We start from the raw sequence: 19,487 nt of genomic DNA on the forward strand, positions 1-19,487 counted from the left end.
GCTTAGCTCTATGATTCCGTTACGACTTCCAAAGGATCAGCATAATGTGCCAATCCATAATTTCTATTCTGTGCTTCCTGCCCGTGGTTGATATGCCATTCAAATTCGTCTCTGAAATGCCTTATCGCTGCCGCAACAGGCCATGCCGCTGCATCGCCCAATGGGCAGATAGTGTTCCCTTCAATTTTTCGTTGTATATCCCACAGCAGGTCGATATCGTTCGTCGTGCCTCTCCCATGTTCAATATTGTACAACACCTTTTCCATCCAACCGGTACCTTCCCGACAAGGCGAACACTGTCCGCAGCTCTCGTGTCTATAAAAGCGAGTGAAATTCCAGGTATTTCGAACGATGCATTGATCCTCATCAAAAGCGATAAAACCACCAGAGCCCATCATCGTACCCGATTGAAAACCGCCGTCGGCCAAAGACTCATACGTCATCAGACGTGCATCGCCTTTAATCGTTTTGGTGATCAGGTTGGCTGGTAAGATGGGCACAGATGATCCGCCTGCTACCACCGCCTTTAGTTTCTTCCCATTGGCGATACCGCCACAATATTCATCCGAATAGATAAATTCTTCTACGGGAAGTCCTAATTCTATTTCGTAGACACCGGGCTTGGCCAAATTTCCACCAGCGGAAATCAGTTTGGTTCCGGTGCTTCGCTCAATGCCGATTTTAGCGTATTCTTCGCCGCCATCATTGATGATCGGTACCGTCGCTGCTATCGATTCTACATTATTAACCACTGTAGGACAGCCGTAAAGACCGGCTATCGCCGGAAAAGGGGGCTTAATACGCGGATTGCCCCGTTTGCCTTCCAAAGATTCGAGCAATGCAGTTTCTTCTCCACAAATGTAGGCACCACCACCGGGTTGTACGTACAGCTCCAAATCGTAGCCAGAACCTAATATATTTTTACCCAGATATCCTGCGGCCTTCGCTTCTGCGATGGCCTTTTCCAGGATACGAATCTGTGGCATCATTTCGCCGCGTACATAGATGAACGAAGTGTGCGCGCCCAAAGCATAGCTGGATACGATCATTCCTTCGATCAGTGCGTGCGGAATATGCGTCATGAGATACCGGTCTTTAAATGTGCCGGGTTCCGACTCGTCGGCATTACAGACCAGATAACGGGGTACGCCTTCTGGCTTCGCCAGAAAACTCCATTTCATTCCGGTAGGGAATCCTGCTCCTCCGCGGCCACGTAGTCCAGATTTTTTCACCTCTTCTACGACGTCGTCTGGACTCATAGACTTCAGCGCTTTATCGACCGAACGATATCCGCCTTGTGCCTTGTACACGGAATAACTTTGTATGCCGGGTACGTCTATATGTGTGAGTAATAACTTTCGCCCCATGATACTAATCTTTAGCTTGTGCTTCGGTTTTCAACTTGCCGATCAACTCATCTACACTATCCGGTGTGAGGTTTTCATAAAAGGTATATTCAGGTCCAATTTGCAATACAGGACCGAAGCCGCATGCAGCCAGACATTCGACACCTCTCCAAGAAAACAATCCGTCGGAGGTCACTTCTCCTTCTTTGACGCCCAAGGTGCCTTCCAGATGATCCATGATCTTCTCTGCGCCGACCAAACAACATGGTCCGGTGCGACACACCTCGAGCATATATTTGCCTTGTGGCTGTAAGAAGTACATGCTATAAAATGTAGCGACTTCATACACTTCAATCGGTTGGATAGCCAGATAATGGGCTACTTTATCCATCGCGTCTACACTGAGCCAGCCATATACGGCTTGCACCTCGTGCAAAACCGGCAACAAGGCCGATTTTTGCCGACCTTCTGGATAGCGGGCAACGATCTCGCTAAACTTCTCTAATAAACTGGGAGAGAAGTCTACGATCAGATTTTCTTTGACATTAAGCATCTAATTCTCCCGCAATTACGTTTAAACTACTCATATTAATAATGGCGTCGGAGATCAGCATGCCGCTGCTCATCGGCGCAAACATTTGATAATTGATAAAAGATGGACGGCGGAAGTGCAGGCGGTACGGTGTACGGCCTCCATCATGGATGAGATAAAAGCCCAATTCGCCATTGGCTCCTTCTACGGCATGGTACACTTCCGATTTTGGTGTTTCCCATTCGCCCATTACAATCTTGAAATGGTAAATAAGCGCTTCCATGTTGGTATATACCTGCTCTTTTGGAGGTAGGTAAAACTCGGGTACATCGGCATGGAATACTCCTGCCGGCTCGCCCTTTATTTTTTCTATTGCTTGTTCGATGATGCGCATGGATTGCGTCATCTCTTCGTTGCGCACCATAAAGCGATCGTATACATCGCCATTGGTACCTACCGGAATATCAAATTCGAATTCTTCGTACGAACAGTAGGGTGCCATCGCGCGCACATCGTAATCTACCCCTGTAGCACGCAAAATCGGTCCGCTCCAACTGTAATTCAAGGCTTGTTCTGGTGTTACAGCGGCGACGTTAGAAGTACGCTCGATAAAAATTCGGTTTCTTGTAAAAAGTTCCTGAAATTCGCTGAGTACTGCTGGAAAGCGTTTTAAAAATTCATCAATTTTGGTGAAGGCGATTTCGTTGAAATCTCTCTCGAAGCCTCCGATTCGACCGATATTAGTCGTTAGGCGAGCGCCACAGATTTCTTCGAAGATCTCATAGATAAATTCTCGCTCCTGCATGAGGTAGAGAAAGCCAGAAAAGGCTCCGGTGTCTACACCTAGGATACCATTGCAGATAATGTGATCTGCAATGCGTGCCAACTCCATCACAATCACACGCATATACTGCACGCGCTTAGGAATTTCGATCTCCAGTAATTTTTCGACCGTCATGTGCCAGCCCATATTATTTATCGGGGCAGAACAGTAATTCAAACGGTCGGTCAACGGGGTGATTTGATAAAAAGGGCGGTGTTCTGCAATTTTTTCAAAAGCGCGGTGTATATAGCCAATAGTCGATACGCCACTAATGATTCGTTCGCCGTCGATTTGCAATACATTCTGGAATACACCATGTGTAGCAGGGTGTGTGGGACCAAGGTTTAGCGTGGTGAGCTCTTCCTCTGGGTCGTGCTCTTCAAAGACTGGTCTGTTGGATGTTAATTCAGTGATCGGCTTGCTCATACGTATCGCTCCTTATACTATGGACTAACGTCCAAAATAAAAATCTCTTTTATCTACTCTGTTGGGATCTTCTAGCGGATACTCTCGTCGCATCGGAAAAACATCGAGATCGTCCATATTCAAGATTCTGCGTAAGTCCGGGTGGCCTTCAAACTGTACGCCGAAGAAATCGTAGGTCTCGCGCTCCATCCAATTGGCTCCGGCCCATAAGGTTGTAGCGGACGGTATCTTCGGATCACTTACTGGTATTGACGCTTTGATACGCACGCGCACGTTCTCCAATAGGTTGTGCACATGGTATACGATGGCAAATGTGTTATCTCCATCCGGATAATGTACTGCGGTAATATCGGTGAGGTAAGTAAACCCTGCCGATTCTTTCAGAAACGCAAGCACATCTAGGATCAGCTCTTTGCTGGTGTGGATTGTTAATAAGCCATATGGCTCTTCATGGCGACTAATACCGGTGCCAAAACGATCCGTTAACTCTGCTAAGAGTGATTGATTATCGCGTTTATCCATTATCCGTTGCTATACCGTATTTTTCCAACAATTCTTTGTATTCTGGCGTATTTCTTCTGTTCAGCGACTCACTCTTTACAATGTCTTGTAAGCGCATAACACCATCCAAAATCGCTTCCGGCCTTGGCGGGCAACCGGGTACATAGACATCTACTGGAATGATTTCGTCTATGCCTTGCAACACCGAGTAGGTATCAAAAATACCTCCGCTAGATGCACATGCGCCTACTGCAATAACCCACCGAGGCTCTGCCATCTGTATATATACTTGCTTCAGGACGGGTGCCATTTTTTTGGCAATCGTACCCATCACCAGTAACATATCTGCCTGACGGGGCGAAAAACTGGGCCGTTCGGCACCAAAACGAGCAAGATCGTAAGTGGAACCCATGGTAGCCATAAATTCAATTCCACAACATGATGTTGCAAAAGGAAGCGGCCACAAGGAATTGGCTCTAGCCAAACCAACGGCCTTATCTAATGTTGTTGCAAAAAAACCAGATCCTTCCACGCCTGGTGGACGATCCGCTAATGTTATTTGACTCATTTTCTAATTCCTTTCTATATTCCAAAGCCATATTATAGACTTCAGGGGAAGGTATTTCCTATTCCCAGTCCAGTGCTTTCTTCTTTAAGATGTAGATGAAGCCAAGCAACAACAAACCCATAAATACAAACATCTCCACTAACCCTTGCCAACCAAATTCTCTAAAGTTTACTGCCCAGGGATACATAAAAATAACTTCTATATCAAAGATGACGAAGAGTATTGCTACTAAGAAGTATTTAATGGAAAACGGCTGTCTGGCGTTGCCTACCACTTCTACACCCGATTCGAATGAAGTTAGCTTATTTGGCGTGCGAACTTTTGGCCCTAACAGGTGTGTACCAATAATGGTGATTATGCCGAAGCTAGCTGCTACAGCAAGTTGAATCAGTATAGGCACATAGTCAAATGGCGTGTTTTCCATTGGCAATGTTGTATTATAATCGTGTTAGAATTCTCTTATCTTCTCTCTATCAAATATATAAAAATAAAGGGTAAAAAAAAAGGGCTGATATAAATATCAGCCCTTTTATAACGTATCTAAACTATCTCAATTACATTTGACTAACGAATGCATTAGCCGTTTCATTTTCCGGGTCAATCGCTAAAGATTTCTCGAAATAAGATTTGGCCTTAGCCATATCGCCTTTGAAATAAGTATGGTAGCCTAAGTAATTGTAAGCATCTACTAGGTAACCTTGTTGAACTTCATCCAGCTCACCTTTTTCAGTTAACAACGTGATTAATTGCTCGAATGTAGGTGCAAATAAACCTTGGTGCTCTTCAGGGTTATACTGTAAATTGTCTAATGCCAACTCGGACAAACCTTTGAAGTAGATCGCATTGATTTTGTATTTCTCCACGGCCTCAGGCTTTGTTGCTCCAATGACTACGTCGAACGCTTTAATCGCTTTTTCCAAAAATGGTCTAGCCGCCTCTAGGTTAGCCACACCTTTGTCTGCTGGCTCGCCACCTTCACCGATATACAATTTAGAACCTTCTGTATACGCTGTAGTACCTAAGTAGTAGTTCGAATCATAGTAATAGTCTGACTCTGGATTAGCCGCAGGGATAGCGAAGATTTTCATTGCGATATCTTGCTCACCATCTTGGTATTTAGAGAATGCTGTTTCTGCAATTTCTGAATCCAAATCCTCATCTTCACCTTGCTTTTCAACCGCTTGCTTCAACAAAGTTGCTCCTTTTGCTTCGTCTCCATTAGACACTGCAGAAAGACCAGCGATTAGGTAATCACGTCCGATCAACCTGTTTTCGTCTACTTGTGCGAAAAGCTTATCCATGTATTCGCTGGATTTTGCATAGTCTTTGTCCTGTAAGAAAGCGATATAGCCTAAGTAACGGTATACTTTTGGATCTATTCCTTCTAAGCTACTCAAGCGTTGCGCTACTGTTTTCAATTCTTCGTAGTTACCTGTGTACACCAAGAAATCCGCGTAACGAACTTGTGCATCAAGCGATTTGTCACCAGATACTTCTAAGTATTTTTTGTAAGCATCTAAACCTTTTTGGTTGATCTCACGGTAATCCTCTTCAGCTGCTTTCAACGAAGAATAATAATAAGTATCCGCTAACTCGCGATAAAGCGGTGCATAAGACGGATTTTCTGCGATCAAGTTATTTAGATCTTCTATTACCACATCGTACGCTTGTGCCCAACGAGAGATCACTGCTTGACCAATTTTTGGAGCAATTAGACTTTCGTCTAAGCTCAATGCATCACGATAGCTAATATAAGCCTGATTACTTTCGCGTAGTCCTGCATAAGCATCACCTAATGCATTAGGTATCATTGCATCCTTTGCATTTTTTTCTTTTGCTTGTGTTAGGTACTCAATAGCCTTAGTATAATCAGGTGTTGGTGCAGAAATGTAAGCACGTCCTGTAAAATATAATGGCAAATAGTCTTTCTTACCTAAGTTGGAAGTAGCTTGAGTGAATTTGGTTTCCGCAGCAGATTTATTTCCTTTCTGCAACTCCACCGCACCCAAACCTACTGTATTTAACACGTCCTTAGGATTGCTTGCAGCACCTTGTTGAAACACTACTTCTGCGGAATCCACTTTATCGTTCACCAAATGAATTTGACCTAGATAAAAGTAGTTATCTGCATCTTTAGGTTTCTTCTGAATCAACTCTTGCAATATAGTTTTAGCTTTGTCATATTGCTCGACTTGCATAGCATCCTGCGCGTCTTTCAACTTCTGTGCGCTGGCACCGCCTGCTACACCGGCCATTAATAGTCCTAAAAATAATTCTCTTTTTGTCATAATCTATCCCTAATTCTTGTTGTTTACCTATTAAAAATTTGCTTCTTCTCGAATGATTAACTCTCGTCCGGGCATGGTGAATGGCAATAGCCCATATTTCAACACCACGCGTTGTCCACGATCACCGGTTAGGAAGGCAGAAAACCCTATTCCCAAACCCATATTTGGCTGATAATTCAGTACAAAGAACTCTTGTTTCAGCGGATATGTATCGTCACCTAATGTACTCTGTGAAGGACGAAAAGCGACACCATTATCTTCTTTACTAACGCTCAATATACGAATTTTATTGAGACCGCCCAACGAATCCCTACGTGCCAAGTACTGATTTAACGTTAAAACGCCTATCGTATTTGGCTTACTTTGAACCGTATTAATTACCTCAATATCGGAGCCGACCGCAGTAACTTGCCCTGCACTCACTTTCTCTACACCTGTCACTTCTTTTAACAGTCGTAACGAACTGGAGTTGATATCATCGAACACCAAGTTCTGCTCACCTTTAGCGCTTCCATTCATCAGCTTTCCCACTTTAGCATAGCTGATAGTCGAATCGGACGATTGTGCATTTGTCACGAAAATAACAGCATCGTATCCTACCGCAAAAACACGAGGTTTGATGGATCGTTGCGTAAAGCCTTTCGCTTCAGCAGCTGTAAGCTCGCGTTTCAAGACGGCAATACTGCCTTCTCCCTTCAACAATCTGTTGATAGCCGGGCGCTCTGCATCTGCAACAACCTTAACCGTAGAATTGATGTAGGAGGAGCGAAACACATCGACCTGCTGCTCCAACAAATCTGCCACGGTTTCATCTACAATAACAGTCATCGTACCGGTCAGAATATCATTACTATCACCCGCCAATGGTGTTTCTGTTAATTGCTCTTTTCCACCGTCGGAATTATTGGCGCATGCCGCTAATCCGAGGAGTGCACCACAAAATAATGATATGTTCAAATACTTTGCCATTTGTAATATAAGATTAGAAAAATAAGAAAAGGATTAATACTAATCTCTAAAATTATTCTGCCAAAGTCTGGCAAATCGTAAAAATGAATAAACGATTAGCAAACCTCCAAAAAGCTTTCGGTAGGTAGGATCAATTTGGATTGGAAGTTCTTCCCAGAAGATCACCACCAGACCCAAGACGAAGTAAAATAAGAACATCGCCAGCCCTAAAATAGACAGAAATCGCTGTGTGGGCGATTTCCGTCTGTAATTTGATATACGTCGATTTTCCGACATTTTTGTGTTATTAGTTTTGTAAGTTCAACGAGATTGGTAATCTATATTGAACACGTACTGGACGACCATTCTGGATACCTGGTTTCCACTTTTTGGAGCGCTTCAACAAGTTTACACCTGCTTGGCCAGTACCATATCCTAGGTCTTTCAACACTTTGATATCGGTCAATGATCCATCTTTCTCGACAACAAATGTCAATTCAACAGCTCCTTTAACACCGGCATCAATTGCACCCGACGGGTATTGGAAACTTGTTTCCACGTACTTACGGAATGCGGCCATACCTCCTGGGTACTCTGGCTCTACCGCTACGGATGTAAAGATCTTATTCGGATCTGCATCCCCATCTGGATCACCTTTTGTACTTCCTGTGATAGCGCCTTCTACCTTCTTCGGTCCGAATTCACCTGTTGGTACCCCAGAAGCGCCTGGCGTTCCTTTTAAGGTTAAACGTGCCGGAGTGGCATTTTTCTCTTTGATTTCTTCCTGAGAAACAACTTCTTCTTTTACATCCCTAGAGTCCACAACTTTTGGCTCTGGAAAACGAATTAGGTCTTCTGCAGGTGGTTCTTCCGCGATACGCTGAGGTGGAGTCTCTTCAATTTCAAGAGGCTCTTCCTCTTCTTCCTCCTCTGGTTCTGGAATCTCCAAATCCTCTAATGTAACTTCGGTGTATTCTACTTCCTCTTTAGGTTCTCCTGCTGGGAAGTAGCTAAAGCCGAATACTTTAGGCAAGCTGATGATGGCTACGATCACGACTACTGCCAGCAAACCCATATTGGTTGCTTTCGAAGCGTTTTTACGCAGCTCATATGCGCCGTACTCTTTGTTCCTGTCCTCGAAGACGACGTCTAGCCATTCTTTCTTGAACAAATCTAGTTTCGATCCAAACATATCTTTCTATTTATTCGGGATTAGTCGTTATAAATTCCGTTTGATTCCAAGACAGTAATTTCTTCTGGCTTGATTTTCGAAATCATAAAACGCTTTACATCCACGATTTTCATTTCATCTAAAATATCGACGAGATTCCGTTGAACAGATCGATCGCTTGGACGGATTACTACAATCAGATCCTTTCCACCCGCTACGCGAGGCACTTGTGCCTTTTTCTCGATTAGCACCTTGCGAATACCTTCTGCACTGTAATCAATTACTGTAGGAGGCGTGATTGGACTAGCTAACTGACCGTAATACCAAGCAATCTTATTGTCGGAGCCCAACAATAGGGTGATAGAACGGTTGTCCGCGATTTCGATCTCCGGGTTTACCTCGTTTTTATCTTTGTTCTTATCCGGCATGGCAACATCCATCGCCTGCGGCGTGTTTAATGATGTCGTCAACATGAAGAACGTAATCAATAAGAACGCTAGATCCACCATGGCCGTCAAGTCGACGCGTCCACCGTTTTTCTTTGATCTTACCTTACCGCCTTTTTTGCCGCCGCCGGAATCTTGATTTAATTCTGCCATTTTCCTATTTTCTTATTCCGCTCTCAAACCGGTTACAAAACTAAATTTGTTTTGTTTCTGGTTTCTAAGCGACTCAATGATCAAATTCATTACTGCGTACTTTTCTTCCGCATCTGCTTTGATAGCTACCTGCATTGGACCTGGGTTCACATAATCACGTTGCTCGTTTTCACGATCGCGGTTTACTTTAACCGTCGCTAAACGTGCTTGTTGTACCCAATGGTACAATTCATTGGATTCATTTTCTGTCGAATCCACCGGAATACCGGGTTGAATCTCTACCGTCCTCTGGTCTTTGGGCAACGTCAGCAGTTGTCTCAATGTGCGGATAGGCGCACCGAAATCCTCAGCCTCCGAAAACTTCTCGTATTCTTCCTCAGAAAAATTGACTTTGTACTTAGCGCTGATATTCTTCAACGTCTCACGACGGATAGCAGGATCTTTCAATCCAAAGAAAATCTTGCCGCCATCACCTACAGTGATCATGCCGATGTTGTCACCAACTAGCTTTTCTTTCACTGTCGAAGCAGGCGTATCTACTTCCAAAGTTTCTGGTTGACGTGCCGTAGCCGTCAATACGAAGAATGTAAGAAGTAGGAAAGCTACGTCACACATGGCCGTCATATCAATGACGGTACTTGCTCTTTTTACTTTTGCTTTTGCCATTTCTTTTCTTCTTTAAAATTACTTACTTAACTCGCTACATCTTAATGATGATCTATTATTTCAAATTCCATAAAGAAATCTGAAATAATTACATCACTATCTTACTTGTGGTTTGCAGCGTAAGTTTGTACGATAGAGAAACCTGCCTCGTCGATAGAGTAAGTTAATGTATCAATTTTAGAAGTAAGGATGTTGTAGAAGATAATCGCAATAGTAGATGTACCGATACCTGTTGCTGTATTGATAAGTGCCTCAGAGATACCATTCGCCAATTTAGCTGAATCTGGTGTACCACCTGTAGCTAATGCAGAGAAGGCCTTGATCATACCTGTTACTGTACCTAATAGACCAGAAAGTGTACCGATAGATACCAAAGTAGCAATAACGGTTAGGTTTTTCTCTAACATTGGCATTTCTAATGTAGTCGCTTCTTCGATCTCCTTTTGAATTGCTAATACTGATTTTTCTGCATCTAATCCTGGGTTAGCTTGAACATCTTTGTATTTCAACAAACCAGCTTTGATTACGTTCGCTACAGAACCTTTTTGTTTGTCACACTCAGAAATTGCTGCATCGATATTTTGAGCTCTCAATAGACCTTGTACTTTACGTACGAAGTTACCTACGTTTCCTGTACCTGAAGCTTTACCAATTACGATGAAGCGCTCGATAGCGAAAACCCATACCATTAAGAATAAACCCAAAAGAACCGGTACAATTACTCCTGCGTGATATACCATACCATAGTAGTTTCCTGGCAAAGGTTGGTTCTCGCGATCTCCGTCTATAAAGTTGCTTGGTGATCCCATTACAAACTCATAAACTAAATAACCAATTACCAAACATATGATAATCGCTAAACTTGCAAATAAATTACCCGAATTTCCTCCCTCTTGTTTAGCAGGACTTGTTGTTTTTGGTGCGTTTGCCATTTTTACTGATTTTTAGATTTTACTGTTGTTAATTATTATAGTTTAATTCAAAATTTTCACAAGAAATAAGCGGTTTTGGCGCTTACTTCAAAAACAAATATACTATTTTATGATAAAAATAAAATTTATGTCAAATAATTCCATGAAATCACTTCCGATTGTCTGTAATGAAATATAGCCAGCAGTCCGCCTACGTTTTTCAATCATATTTCAATAACCAAATAGCTCCATTTGGATTTTGGTTTTGCAATGAAAGGTATTTTTTTTCTCATATGCAAATTATCAAATTATTAATTGCCAAAATTAAGTAAGTGTTCACTCAGCGATTTTCATAATAGATACACGTGCTATTAGTAACGGTGTAACAAGCATACTATTGTGTTTAAACAAATATATTTATCCTCCAAAACCTTTAACCTTATAATTATCAGCACTTAACAGCTCAATAAGCTTCTGCTTAAAGTCGCCCTGAATTAAGATGACTCCATCTTTTGCACCACCGCCGACCCCACAACGTTGCTTCAGTTGTTTTGCAAGCGCTTCCAAATCGCTCTCCTGACCTTTAAATCCTTCGACCACGGTCACTACCTTTCCTTTTCTGGACTTTCTGTCTAAACCAACACGCAGCTGCTGTTGTTGATTTGGCAGGGTTTCCTGAGTAGCAAGCTCACCAAAGGCACTGTAATTAAAATCATCAGCCGTAGAATACACGACTCCTTCGTATTGTTGTTTCTTCTGTTTTGCCATATTGTGTATACTAACAAATGATCTTTAAGGATTTTTCCTGAACCGTAAATTGCAACGGCGCTTCCAATGTCAAGGGCTCCCCATCAACATGTACTGGTCCTATCTCATCGGATTCGATAGTAATTACTCGACCAGGGATAATTTCCACATATTCCGATTGATCTACCGATTTGTTAAATAAGTGAAACACCATCATCGGTAATAGGTATAATGGAAACTTGTGTACAATACATACATCGATCAGCCCATCGGTGACAGAGGCATTGGGAGCAATGTAGGCATTATTGCCATATTGTGGTGAATTGGCCACACTGATCATAAATGCTTCTCGGGTGTACGATTTTCCATCTATCGATAATTGATATTTTTTGGATCGGTACGACCCTAGCAGATTCATGACGGTTCGCAGGTAGCCAATAGGGCCACGTATAGAGTCGGTTGCAAATTTATCACTCACAGATGCATCGAAGCCGACACCTGCTACATTAAAAAAGAATCGCTCATTGACACTGCCGGTATCCACTGTCATCGTGTCGAAACGATTGATGCGGCGAATAGCTCCGGCCTCGTGTAGCGGAATGCCCAAATAAAGCGCCAAGCCATTTCCCGAACCTTCAGGTATGATGCCCAGGGGCGTATCGGTGCCTGCCAATGCCGATCCTATTTCATTGATCGTACCATCGCCACCGACAGCAACCACCACATCGTACTTATTAAGTACTGCTTGTTTTGCCAATTCGTATGCATGGCCTGCATGATCTGTTTGCTGAAAGGTGGGCTCAAATTTACTCAGATCTAATGTTTCGAGAATCTGCTTTTTAAATGCCGTCTTTCGTTTACCTCCCGAAATGGGATTGATCACAAACAGGATCTTTTTTTTTGTACTCATCGGTTTTCATTACGGATCATAAAGATAAGCTAAAATTATTGTCATTATAATCTATTATTTGGCCTATTGCTACTTTGCATTTCACAAATACAATTAAGAGTCGTAGTTTTGCAGGTACAAAAAAGTGGATTGATTTGCGTTATTATCTCGTTCGAGATTAACAAAGAGATTGCAACCACAGAAAAAAAGTGCTAAAACCATTCGAATAATGCTTTAACACATTGCCCGCTCTCTCTACAAATCGTTAATTATTTAAAGTTAAGTAAGTAAGACTTATGGGATATTTTTTTACATCTGAATCTGTTTCGGAAGGCCACCCAGATAAAATTGCCGATCAGATATCTGATGCTTTAATCGATAATTTTCTTGCCTGGGATCAGGATTCCAAGGTAGCTATTGAAACCCTGGTAACTACAGGCCAGGTTATATTAGCCGGTGAGGTGAAGTCTAATATTTATTTGGACGTGCAGAAAATTACGCGTCAGGTGATTCAGCGCATTGGGTATACCAAGTCTGAGTATATGTTTGAGGCTAATTCTTGTGGTATCTTGTCGGCGATTCATGAGCAGTCAAACGAGATTAATCAAGGTGTGGAGCGCCAAACCAAGCAGGATCAGGGTGCTGGTGATCAGGGCATCATGTTTGGCTACGCCAGCAATGAAACCGAGAACTTCATGCCGCTAGCATTGGATCTTTCGCACCGCTTACTGTACGAGTTAGCAGAACTACGACGCGAAAACACCCAAATCACCTACTTGCGTCCGGATGCAAAGGCGCAGGTAACATTAGAATACGATGAAAACAATAAGCCTTTGCGCATTGATACCATCGTGATATCTACCCAGCATGATGACTTTGATACGGATGAGGTAGCCATGCAACAGCGTATTAAGAAGGACCTTGTTGAGATCTTGATTCCTCGTGTACAAGCACAATTAAAGGCTGAACTACAGCCCTTGTTTAATGAAAACATTAAATATCATATTAACCCTACGGGTAAATTTGTTATCGGTGGACCACATGGCGACACCGGTCTTACAGGACGTAAAATTATCGTAGACACCTACGGTGGAAAGGGTGCACACGGTGGTGGTGCATTTTCAGGAAAAGACCCTTCAAAAGTAGACCGTTCTGCTGCCTATGCCACACGGCATATTGCTAAGAATCTGGTAGCAGCTGGTCTGGCAGATGAAATTCTGGTTCAAATCTCTTACGCCATCGGTGTGAAGGATCCGATGGGAATATATGTAAATACTTATGGTACCAGCAAAGTCGACCTCAGCGACGGTGCTATTGCGGATAAAATTGGTCAACTATTTGACATGACGCCATACGGTATTGAGACGCGTCTAGGTTTGCGTAACCCCATCTACTCAGAGACAGCAGCTTATGGGCACATGGGCCGTACGCCGGTAACCGTTTCCAAAACGTTTGAAAGTAGCACTGGAGAAACGAAGACGGTAGAGGTAGATCTTTTTACCTGGGAAAAACTGGACTATGTAGATAAGGTAAAAGAAGCTTTTGGCTTGTAGAAGCCATTTGTCGCACAAAACAAGAGCGGCTTTACCGAAATGGTAAAGCCGTTCCTGTTTAATAAAGTTATACAATAAACTTCTTCTTTTTGCCCTTGAGCCGGGCTGGCTCCTTCTTTTTTTCGGAAAAAAAGAAGGCAAAAAACTCGTCGCTGACCGTATTGGCACAACTGTAGTGCGTCCCACTGCTATTGCCAATCCGCTGAGGCGACATTTGACGAAGATGGAAAGTTGCTTCTTAAGCCGAACTAGGCTCGAAAAGCAAAGAATAGCAAACCATTCGTCTGACCTAGCGTTCCGACTGCGGCAAACCGTCCGAAAGCAAATCCGTAAAGAGCAAAAATCTGTCTGAGCAAAGCGAGTTTATTTTTGCTTAGGATCTCTGAAGGCGGATAGCAGTAAGGAATGCTGTCTTGATTTTTGTCCAACTTTTTATCAAGAAAAAGTTGGACAATTTTCAAAAAAACTTACAAACTCGCCGAAGAAGTCGCTGCTTGTCTGTTTACTTTTTTGACTAATCCCTGTAATACATTCCCAGGACCTACCTCTACAAAGTTATCGGCACCATCATGCAGCATGTGTTGTACCGTTTGCGTCCAACGTACGGCTCCGGTTAGCTGCGCGATCAAATTCGTTTTGATGGCGGCTGGATCTGTATACGCTTTAGCATCTACATTCTGGTAGATCGGGCAGATCGGTGCTTGAATATTAGTGCTTTCAATTGCTTGTTGTAATTCTAACTTAGCTGGCTCCATCAATGGGGAGTGAAATGCGCCACCGACATTTAATTTTAACGCTCTCTTTGCGCCTGCTTCGGTCAATAATACGCAGGCTTTATCGATGCCTTCTATAGAACCAGAAATCACCAATTGACCCGGACAATTATAGTTTGCAGGAACAACAATGTCTTCAATTTCTGCGCAAATGCGCTCCACGAGTTCGTCTTCTAATCCTAAAATAGCAGCCATCGTTGACGGCTGCGCTTCACAAGCTGCCTGCATGGCATTGGCACGTTTGGAAACCAACAAAAGGCCATCTTCAAAAGATAAAGCGCCCGCTGCTACCAATGCAGAAAACTCTCCTAAAGAATGTCCAGCAACCATCGCCGGTTGAAATTGTTCGCCTAAAGCAATTGCCAAGATCACGGAGTGCAAAAAGATCGCCGGCTGTGTCACCTTCGTCTGTTTTAGATCTTCGTCAGTCCCTGAAAACATAATATCTGTAATGCGGAAGCCTAATAAATCGTTTGCTTGCTCAAATAAAGCTTTGGTTTTATCATTCAGTTGATACAACTCTTGTCCCATCCCAACAAACTGGGCACCCTGACCTGGAAAAATATACGCTGTCTTCATATGCATGTTATTGTTTCTTATTAATCATTAATTGTGCTGTCAAACGACTGCCGTTTAATCTTCTGGAGCGAACGATAGTGACGTCATCCGGTCTGGAGCCAATAACTCCGTAGCGACTTCATGTACTTTAATAGCTGTTACCGCATCAATATTTTGAAAAACATCTTCCAAAGTGATAATGGCATTGTAGTCTAAGATATTTTTCGTTTCGGCAATGATGACACTCATTCTATTCTCTTCGGCCAAAGCTATCTGGCCTTTGAATTTATGCTTTGCTTTGTTTAATGTATTTTCACTGATCGGCTTCACGATCAATTTGTCCAACTCCTTACGTACCAACCGAGTTGCTTGCTCGATCTTTTCTTCATCGGTTCCCAAATAAATACTAAAGATTCCCGTATCTCCATACATAGCATAGCTGGATTCGATCGTGTAGGCTATGCCATACTTCTCTCGTATTGACAGATTCAGAATAGAGCTCATACCAATACCACCCAACATATTATTGAGTAGCATCAACGTGGTCTTGCGCGAATCGTGAATGCCATAAGCAGGTACACCTAAGGCATAATGCACTTGATTAATCGGCTTATACACCACTTCGTGCTTAGGTGCAGGTAGCGCGGGCAATGCCGCAGCCTTGTTTCTTGAAGCACGCAGCGGAGACGTAAAAATCTTATTGATCATACGCTCTATCTCTTTGGGTGTATAGTCACCAGAAATGCCAATGGCAATATCTTCGGCCGAGTACTTGTTACCAATAAAATCTTTTACATCTTGTTGGGTAATGGAGAGTAGATCCTTTTCCAGGCCAAGAATATTGTGTCCTAAACCCGTACCTGCAAAAAGCAGGTCATCAAAATCGTCCATGATGGACTCTTCTGGACTATCCAGATAAGAGGCCATTTCATCCAAGATTACCCCTTTTTCCTTCACTAATTCGGCTTCTGGAAAAGTAGAATGAAAGGTTATGTCTTCGAAAAGATCCAAAGCACGGCTTAAATACGGGCGCAGAACGGATGCATGGATACAGGTGTATTCTTTCGTTGTGTAGGCATTCAGATCACCGCCAACGGATTCTAGCCGATTGAGGATTTGGTTGGTGTTACGACGAGCTGTTTGCTTGAACAACAAATGTTCAATAAAGTGTGCCATCCCAAATTTGCCGTCGTCCTCATCTCTTGAGCCAACATTCACAATTAGACAAGTGTGCGTAATGGTGGAAACCTGTTGGTTCAACACCACACGTATTCCATTGTCTAATCGCATTAAATGATACCCCATACCTTACTTTACTTATAAGTGCACGCAAAGGTACGATTATAAATAAAAATCCGGTTTACATTCGCGGTCTACGCATTCCTCCTGGAAAATTATTTTCTTGTTCAGGTGCTCCCAATGCAAATTTCTGGAAGCGGAAGGTAAACGAAAGTAAGAAGTATCGTGCCAGCCGGTTCGTCTGCGTATCGGTCAACACCTCTCCTACAGAACGGTTTAAATTAATTTGTTGGTTAAGCAAATCAAATCCTTGCAGGCGTAAGGCACCCCGTTGCCCCTTCAAGAAGCGGTGTTCAATATAACTGTTGATAATAAATGGGTTTGCATTGTTAGCAAAACCTCGATTAAATGATTTAGACAAATCTGCCCCAAAGATCGTATTAGGCCCCAGATTGACTGACCCGATCAAAGACGGTGCTATCGTGGTGATGTTAGGCGCTTCAAACTCGGGCAGGGACGAATTGGTCATATTATACGTAAAACGCACTCCTGGATTTATCTCCAGATTTTCGGATGGGGTATAGCGGAAGAATGCATTTTGCGTCAATACAATATTATTCGTCGTATTCTTCCGATAATCATCAAACGTGGCCAAGGAATCTGTTGCCAAGTAAGACACATTCTTGTTGTAGCTTATACCACCCATATACATAATGTTATAGGTTTTGTCTTTCAACGACCGGCCGAACATGTAAAATGAGTTGATATTATAAACTGGATCTCTCTCGTTTATGTAGTCTACAAATTGATAAATACCTTCTCCCGGACGATTAAAGCGTTGATTCATGGATACGATACGGTCATTGATCAACTCGGTACGTAAGACGGCAAAAAAGGTTTTCCCCTTTTGTACATCTCCAGCGCGGACGCGAAATTGTAATTGATGACGAAATTCTGGATCCAAATTAGGGTTACCGGTCGTAGTCATCAAATTACGGGTTACTTCAAAAGGCAAAATCTGCGTAACGGTTGGCTCTGTAGCCCTCCCGGAGTAACTCATCGTGATATTCGACTGGCGAGAAAACTTGTATTCAAATCGTGCAATCGGAACAAAGTTGAAGTTCGTCCGATTAATTACAGCGGCATCATTCATACTAAAGGCATCTCCTCGTAGTAGAGAGGGCTGCACGGCCGCACCAAAGGAGTATTTTATTTTATCGTTTTCAAACATGTAGCTCGCACCAGCACGATGGGTGGTAAAGGAGTAGTCATAGTCATAATTGTAGTTAGAACCTGGTAATCCGTCAATCGGATTTTCTTCGCGATCTATAGCCCTTTGCCTGTCAAAATTATCGTAATCACTGATATTGTAATCGTATGTTACTTCAATTTTACTTTTGTCGGTCAACGGTTCGGTATAAGAGATAGATGTTCCAGCATTCCAGCTTTTGTTTTGCACATCTTGTATTACTTGCTGGTAAATTTCGCTGATCGGTGTTTGCTGATTTGTTGGATCGTACACCAAACGCTCTAGTGCTTCATTAAGGTCTTGTGTGGTGACTGAATTATCTACGTTGAAGTTGATAAAGAAGTTTCGGCCTCGATTATTCAACCTCCTATTGTACAAACCGCTTAAGTTGTAACGAGGCGTCGTTGAATTGGATAGGGTATTTTGTAACTGGCTGTTGTCTAGTAAGGAATCTCTGAATAAGATTGAACTTGCCATATTATTCGTTGCGTTATCGTTAAACCCGAATTGCGGCGTCAACTTGATGTAGTCTTTATCACTGATGTTCCACTCAATATTGGTTTCGAAGCGATGGTTTGCTCTTATACTGTTGTTGTTCGCATCTTCCTCCTCCATCTGGTTCAATCCTATATACTCCCTGAATGTGTTGGAAAGCGTGTTGTTGTCGTTCCGTTCGAAAGAATAACTTCCATAAATTTTGAACTTATCGGTGAAATCATGCCGAACATTCAATCCAATTGAACTTGTTTCCGTAATTCCTTCCTGATTGTTTCCAAATTGACCGCCACCCGGTCTGCCACCGCCTCCAGATCGGTTTCTGGCACCGCCGCCTACTGTCTGGAAATCAAAAAGCGAAGCATTCAGATTGTTCCAATTTCCCAGAACGGACACCTGCGTCTTGTTGGTCATTCCCATCAACATCCCTGTCGTTTGGAAGCGTTCGTCTGTACCTCCAGCTGCACGCAAGGTAGTCATCCAGCCGCTGTTGTACTTAGGGTCGATCTGAATGTTCAATACTTTTTCTGAATCGCCGGTGCGATTTCCCGTGATGTTTGCCATGTCTCCATAATCATCTACGATTTGAATCTTATCGATAATATTAGCCGGAAGGTTCTTGGTCGCTGTCTTTACATCACCGCCAAAGAAATCTTTACCGTTAATTCGTACACGAGTTACGGATTCACCCTGTGCTGTTACGTTTCCATCTTTATCCACCTCTACGCCTTGCAATCTTTTTAAGGCATCTTCAGCTACGGCGCCTTCCCGTAGTTTCAGCCCTTGAGCGGAATATTCTACCGTATCCCCTTTTACCTGAACGGTGAGCACACCAGAGATCACGACTTCCTCAATCAGGTTAGAATTTACGTCGAGCACAAAGCTGGGAATAAATATTTTTTGCTGACCGGAGGGATATTCAAAATCTTTGGAATAGGTATCAAATCCTAGGCTGCTAACAGTAATTTTAAATTTTTCTGCTTTGACTTGTTCAAAGTTGTAAATACCAGCAGGGCTTGAGGTCATGACCATCGAATCCTGAGCGGAAACTAGTTTAACTGTAGCACCAGAGATCGGTCTGGCTTCCGTGTCGCGAAGCATGCCTTGTACGGTTTTTCCTGTTTGTCCGTAAACAAATTGGGCGATTAGAACCAATACGCTTATGCAGGCGATTTTTAAACTTTTCATAGGTTGTATATGTAATA

At 42.8% G+C, this 19,487-nt stretch carries 20 protein-coding genes; 1 reads left to right on the top strand and 19 read right to left on the bottom strand.

Annotation, left to right across the window (positions count from 1 at the left end; all coding sequences use genetic code 11):
* Positions 1-8: 8 nt before the first annotated feature.
* The 15 genes from nuoF to M8998_RS10435 all read right to left on the bottom strand — a co-directional run bounded on the left by nuoF (position 9) and on the right by M8998_RS10435 (position 12,436).
* Positions 9-1,367 carry an NADH-quinone oxidoreductase subunit NuoF gene (nuoF, locus tag M8998_RS10365; RefSeq protein ID WP_249992538.1) on the bottom strand — a complete coding sequence of 453 codons (1,359 nt, stop codon included), beginning with the start codon at positions 1,365-1,367 and terminating at the stop codon, positions 9-11.
* 4 nt (positions 1,368-1,371) lie between these two features.
* Positions 1,372-1,899 (bottom strand): NADH-quinone oxidoreductase subunit NuoE family protein, encoded by a 528-nt coding sequence (locus tag M8998_RS10370; protein WP_249992539.1) that lies wholly within the window; start codon positions 1,897-1,899, stop codon positions 1,372-1,374.
* Positions 1,892-3,127 carry an NADH-quinone oxidoreductase subunit D gene (locus M8998_RS10375; RefSeq protein ID WP_249992540.1) on the bottom strand — a complete coding sequence of 412 codons (1,236 nt, stop codon included), beginning with the start codon at positions 3,125-3,127 and terminating at the stop codon, positions 1,892-1,894. Before M8998_RS10375 ends, M8998_RS10370 begins: the two co-directional genes overlap by 8 nt.
* A gap of 24 nt (positions 3,128-3,151) precedes the next feature.
* Complete coding sequence (locus M8998_RS10380) at positions 3,152-3,649, bottom strand: NADH-quinone oxidoreductase subunit C (RefSeq protein ID WP_249992541.1); 498 nt, start codon at positions 3,647-3,649, stop codon at positions 3,152-3,154.
* Entirely contained in the window at positions 3,642-4,196 is a 555-nt protein-coding gene (locus tag M8998_RS10385) for an NADH-quinone oxidoreductase subunit B (RefSeq protein ID WP_249992542.1), read from the bottom strand. The genes M8998_RS10380 and M8998_RS10385 overlap by 8 nt, the downstream gene beginning before the upstream one ends.
* Positions 4,197-4,254: 58 nt before the next feature.
* Positions 4,255-4,620 (bottom strand): NADH-quinone oxidoreductase subunit A, encoded by a 366-nt coding sequence (locus M8998_RS10390; protein WP_249992543.1) that lies wholly within the window; start codon positions 4,618-4,620, stop codon positions 4,255-4,257.
* Between the two features lie 130 nt (positions 4,621-4,750).
* The gene (locus tag M8998_RS10395) at positions 4,751-6,484 is read right to left on the bottom strand and encodes a tetratricopeptide repeat protein (RefSeq protein ID WP_249992544.1); all 1,734 of its coding nucleotides are present in this window, start codon (positions 6,482-6,484) and stop codon (positions 4,751-4,753) included.
* A gap of 30 nt (positions 6,485-6,514) precedes the next feature.
* The gene (locus tag M8998_RS10400) at positions 6,515-7,453 is read right to left on the bottom strand and encodes a PstS family phosphate ABC transporter substrate-binding protein (RefSeq protein ID WP_249992545.1); all 939 of its coding nucleotides are present in this window, start codon (positions 7,451-7,453) and stop codon (positions 6,515-6,517) included.
* Positions 7,454-7,492: 39 nt separating this feature from the next.
* Positions 7,493-7,729 (bottom strand): hypothetical protein, encoded by a 237-nt coding sequence (locus tag M8998_RS10405; RefSeq protein ID WP_082785015.1) that lies wholly within the window; start codon positions 7,727-7,729, stop codon positions 7,493-7,495.
* Positions 7,730-7,739: 10 nt separating this feature from the next.
* On the bottom strand, positions 7,740-8,624 hold the full coding sequence (locus M8998_RS10410) for an energy transducer TonB (RefSeq protein ID WP_249992546.1): 885 nt from the start codon (positions 8,622-8,624) through the stop codon (positions 7,740-7,742).
* Positions 8,625-8,644: 20 nt separating this feature from the next.
* Positions 8,645-9,202, bottom strand: a complete 558-nt coding sequence (locus tag M8998_RS10415; protein ID WP_249992547.1) for an ExbD/TolR family protein — start codon at positions 9,200-9,202, stop codon at positions 8,645-8,647.
* A gap of 12 nt (positions 9,203-9,214) precedes the next feature.
* The gene (locus tag M8998_RS10420) at positions 9,215-9,868 is read right to left on the bottom strand and encodes an ExbD/TolR family protein (protein ID WP_249992548.1); all 654 of its coding nucleotides are present in this window, start codon (positions 9,866-9,868) and stop codon (positions 9,215-9,217) included.
* Between the two features lie 101 nt (positions 9,869-9,969).
* On the bottom strand, positions 9,970-10,800 hold the full coding sequence (locus M8998_RS10425; protein WP_249992549.1) for a MotA/TolQ/ExbB proton channel family protein: 831 nt from the start codon (positions 10,798-10,800) through the stop codon (positions 9,970-9,972).
* A gap of 396 nt (positions 10,801-11,196) precedes the next feature.
* Positions 11,197-11,547: a translation initiation factor gene (locus M8998_RS10430; RefSeq protein WP_249992550.1), complete on the bottom strand. Its 351-nt coding sequence runs from the start codon at positions 11,545-11,547 to the stop codon at positions 11,197-11,199.
* 10 nt (positions 11,548-11,557) lie between these two features.
* Positions 11,558-12,436 carry a diacylglycerol/lipid kinase family protein gene (locus M8998_RS10435; protein ID WP_249992551.1) on the bottom strand — a complete coding sequence of 293 codons (879 nt, stop codon included), beginning with the start codon at positions 12,434-12,436 and terminating at the stop codon, positions 11,558-11,560.
* A gap of 275 nt (positions 12,437-12,711) precedes the next feature.
* Here M8998_RS10435 and metK point away from each other — a divergent pair, with 275 nt between their 5' ends.
* The gene (gene metK, locus M8998_RS10440; RefSeq protein ID WP_249992552.1) at positions 12,712-13,968 is read left to right on the top strand and encodes a methionine adenosyltransferase; all 1,257 of its coding nucleotides are present in this window, start codon (positions 12,712-12,714) and stop codon (positions 13,966-13,968) included.
* A gap of 248 nt (positions 13,969-14,216) precedes the next feature.
* Here metK and M8998_RS10445 read toward each other — a convergent pair whose 3' ends face one another.
* From M8998_RS10445 to M8998_RS10460, 4 genes are read right to left on the bottom strand one after another with little or no spacing between them, the layout of a single operon-like run.
* Positions 14,217-14,396, bottom strand: coding sequence for a hypothetical protein (locus M8998_RS10445; RefSeq protein WP_249992553.1), 180 nt, complete (start codon positions 14,394-14,396; stop codon positions 14,217-14,219).
* A gap of 39 nt (positions 14,397-14,435) precedes the next feature.
* Positions 14,436-15,320, bottom strand: a complete 885-nt coding sequence (gene fabD, locus M8998_RS10450) for an ACP S-malonyltransferase (protein ID WP_249992554.1) — start codon at positions 15,318-15,320, stop codon at positions 14,436-14,438.
* A 54-nt stretch (positions 15,321-15,374) separates the two neighbouring features.
* Positions 15,375-16,604, bottom strand: coding sequence for a M16 family metallopeptidase (locus M8998_RS10455; protein ID WP_249992555.1), 1,230 nt, complete (start codon positions 16,602-16,604; stop codon positions 15,375-15,377).
* 55 nt (positions 16,605-16,659) lie between these two features.
* The gene (locus M8998_RS10460) at positions 16,660-19,470 is read right to left on the bottom strand and encodes a TonB-dependent receptor (protein WP_249992556.1); all 2,811 of its coding nucleotides are present in this window, start codon (positions 19,468-19,470) and stop codon (positions 16,660-16,662) included.
* Between the last annotated feature and the right edge of the window lie 17 nt (positions 19,471-19,487).

The sequence above is a fragment of the Sphingobacterium sp. lm-10 genome, from assembly GCF_023554555.1.
Taxonomy (GTDB): Bacteria; Bacteroidota; Bacteroidia; order Sphingobacteriales; family Sphingobacteriaceae; genus Sphingobacterium.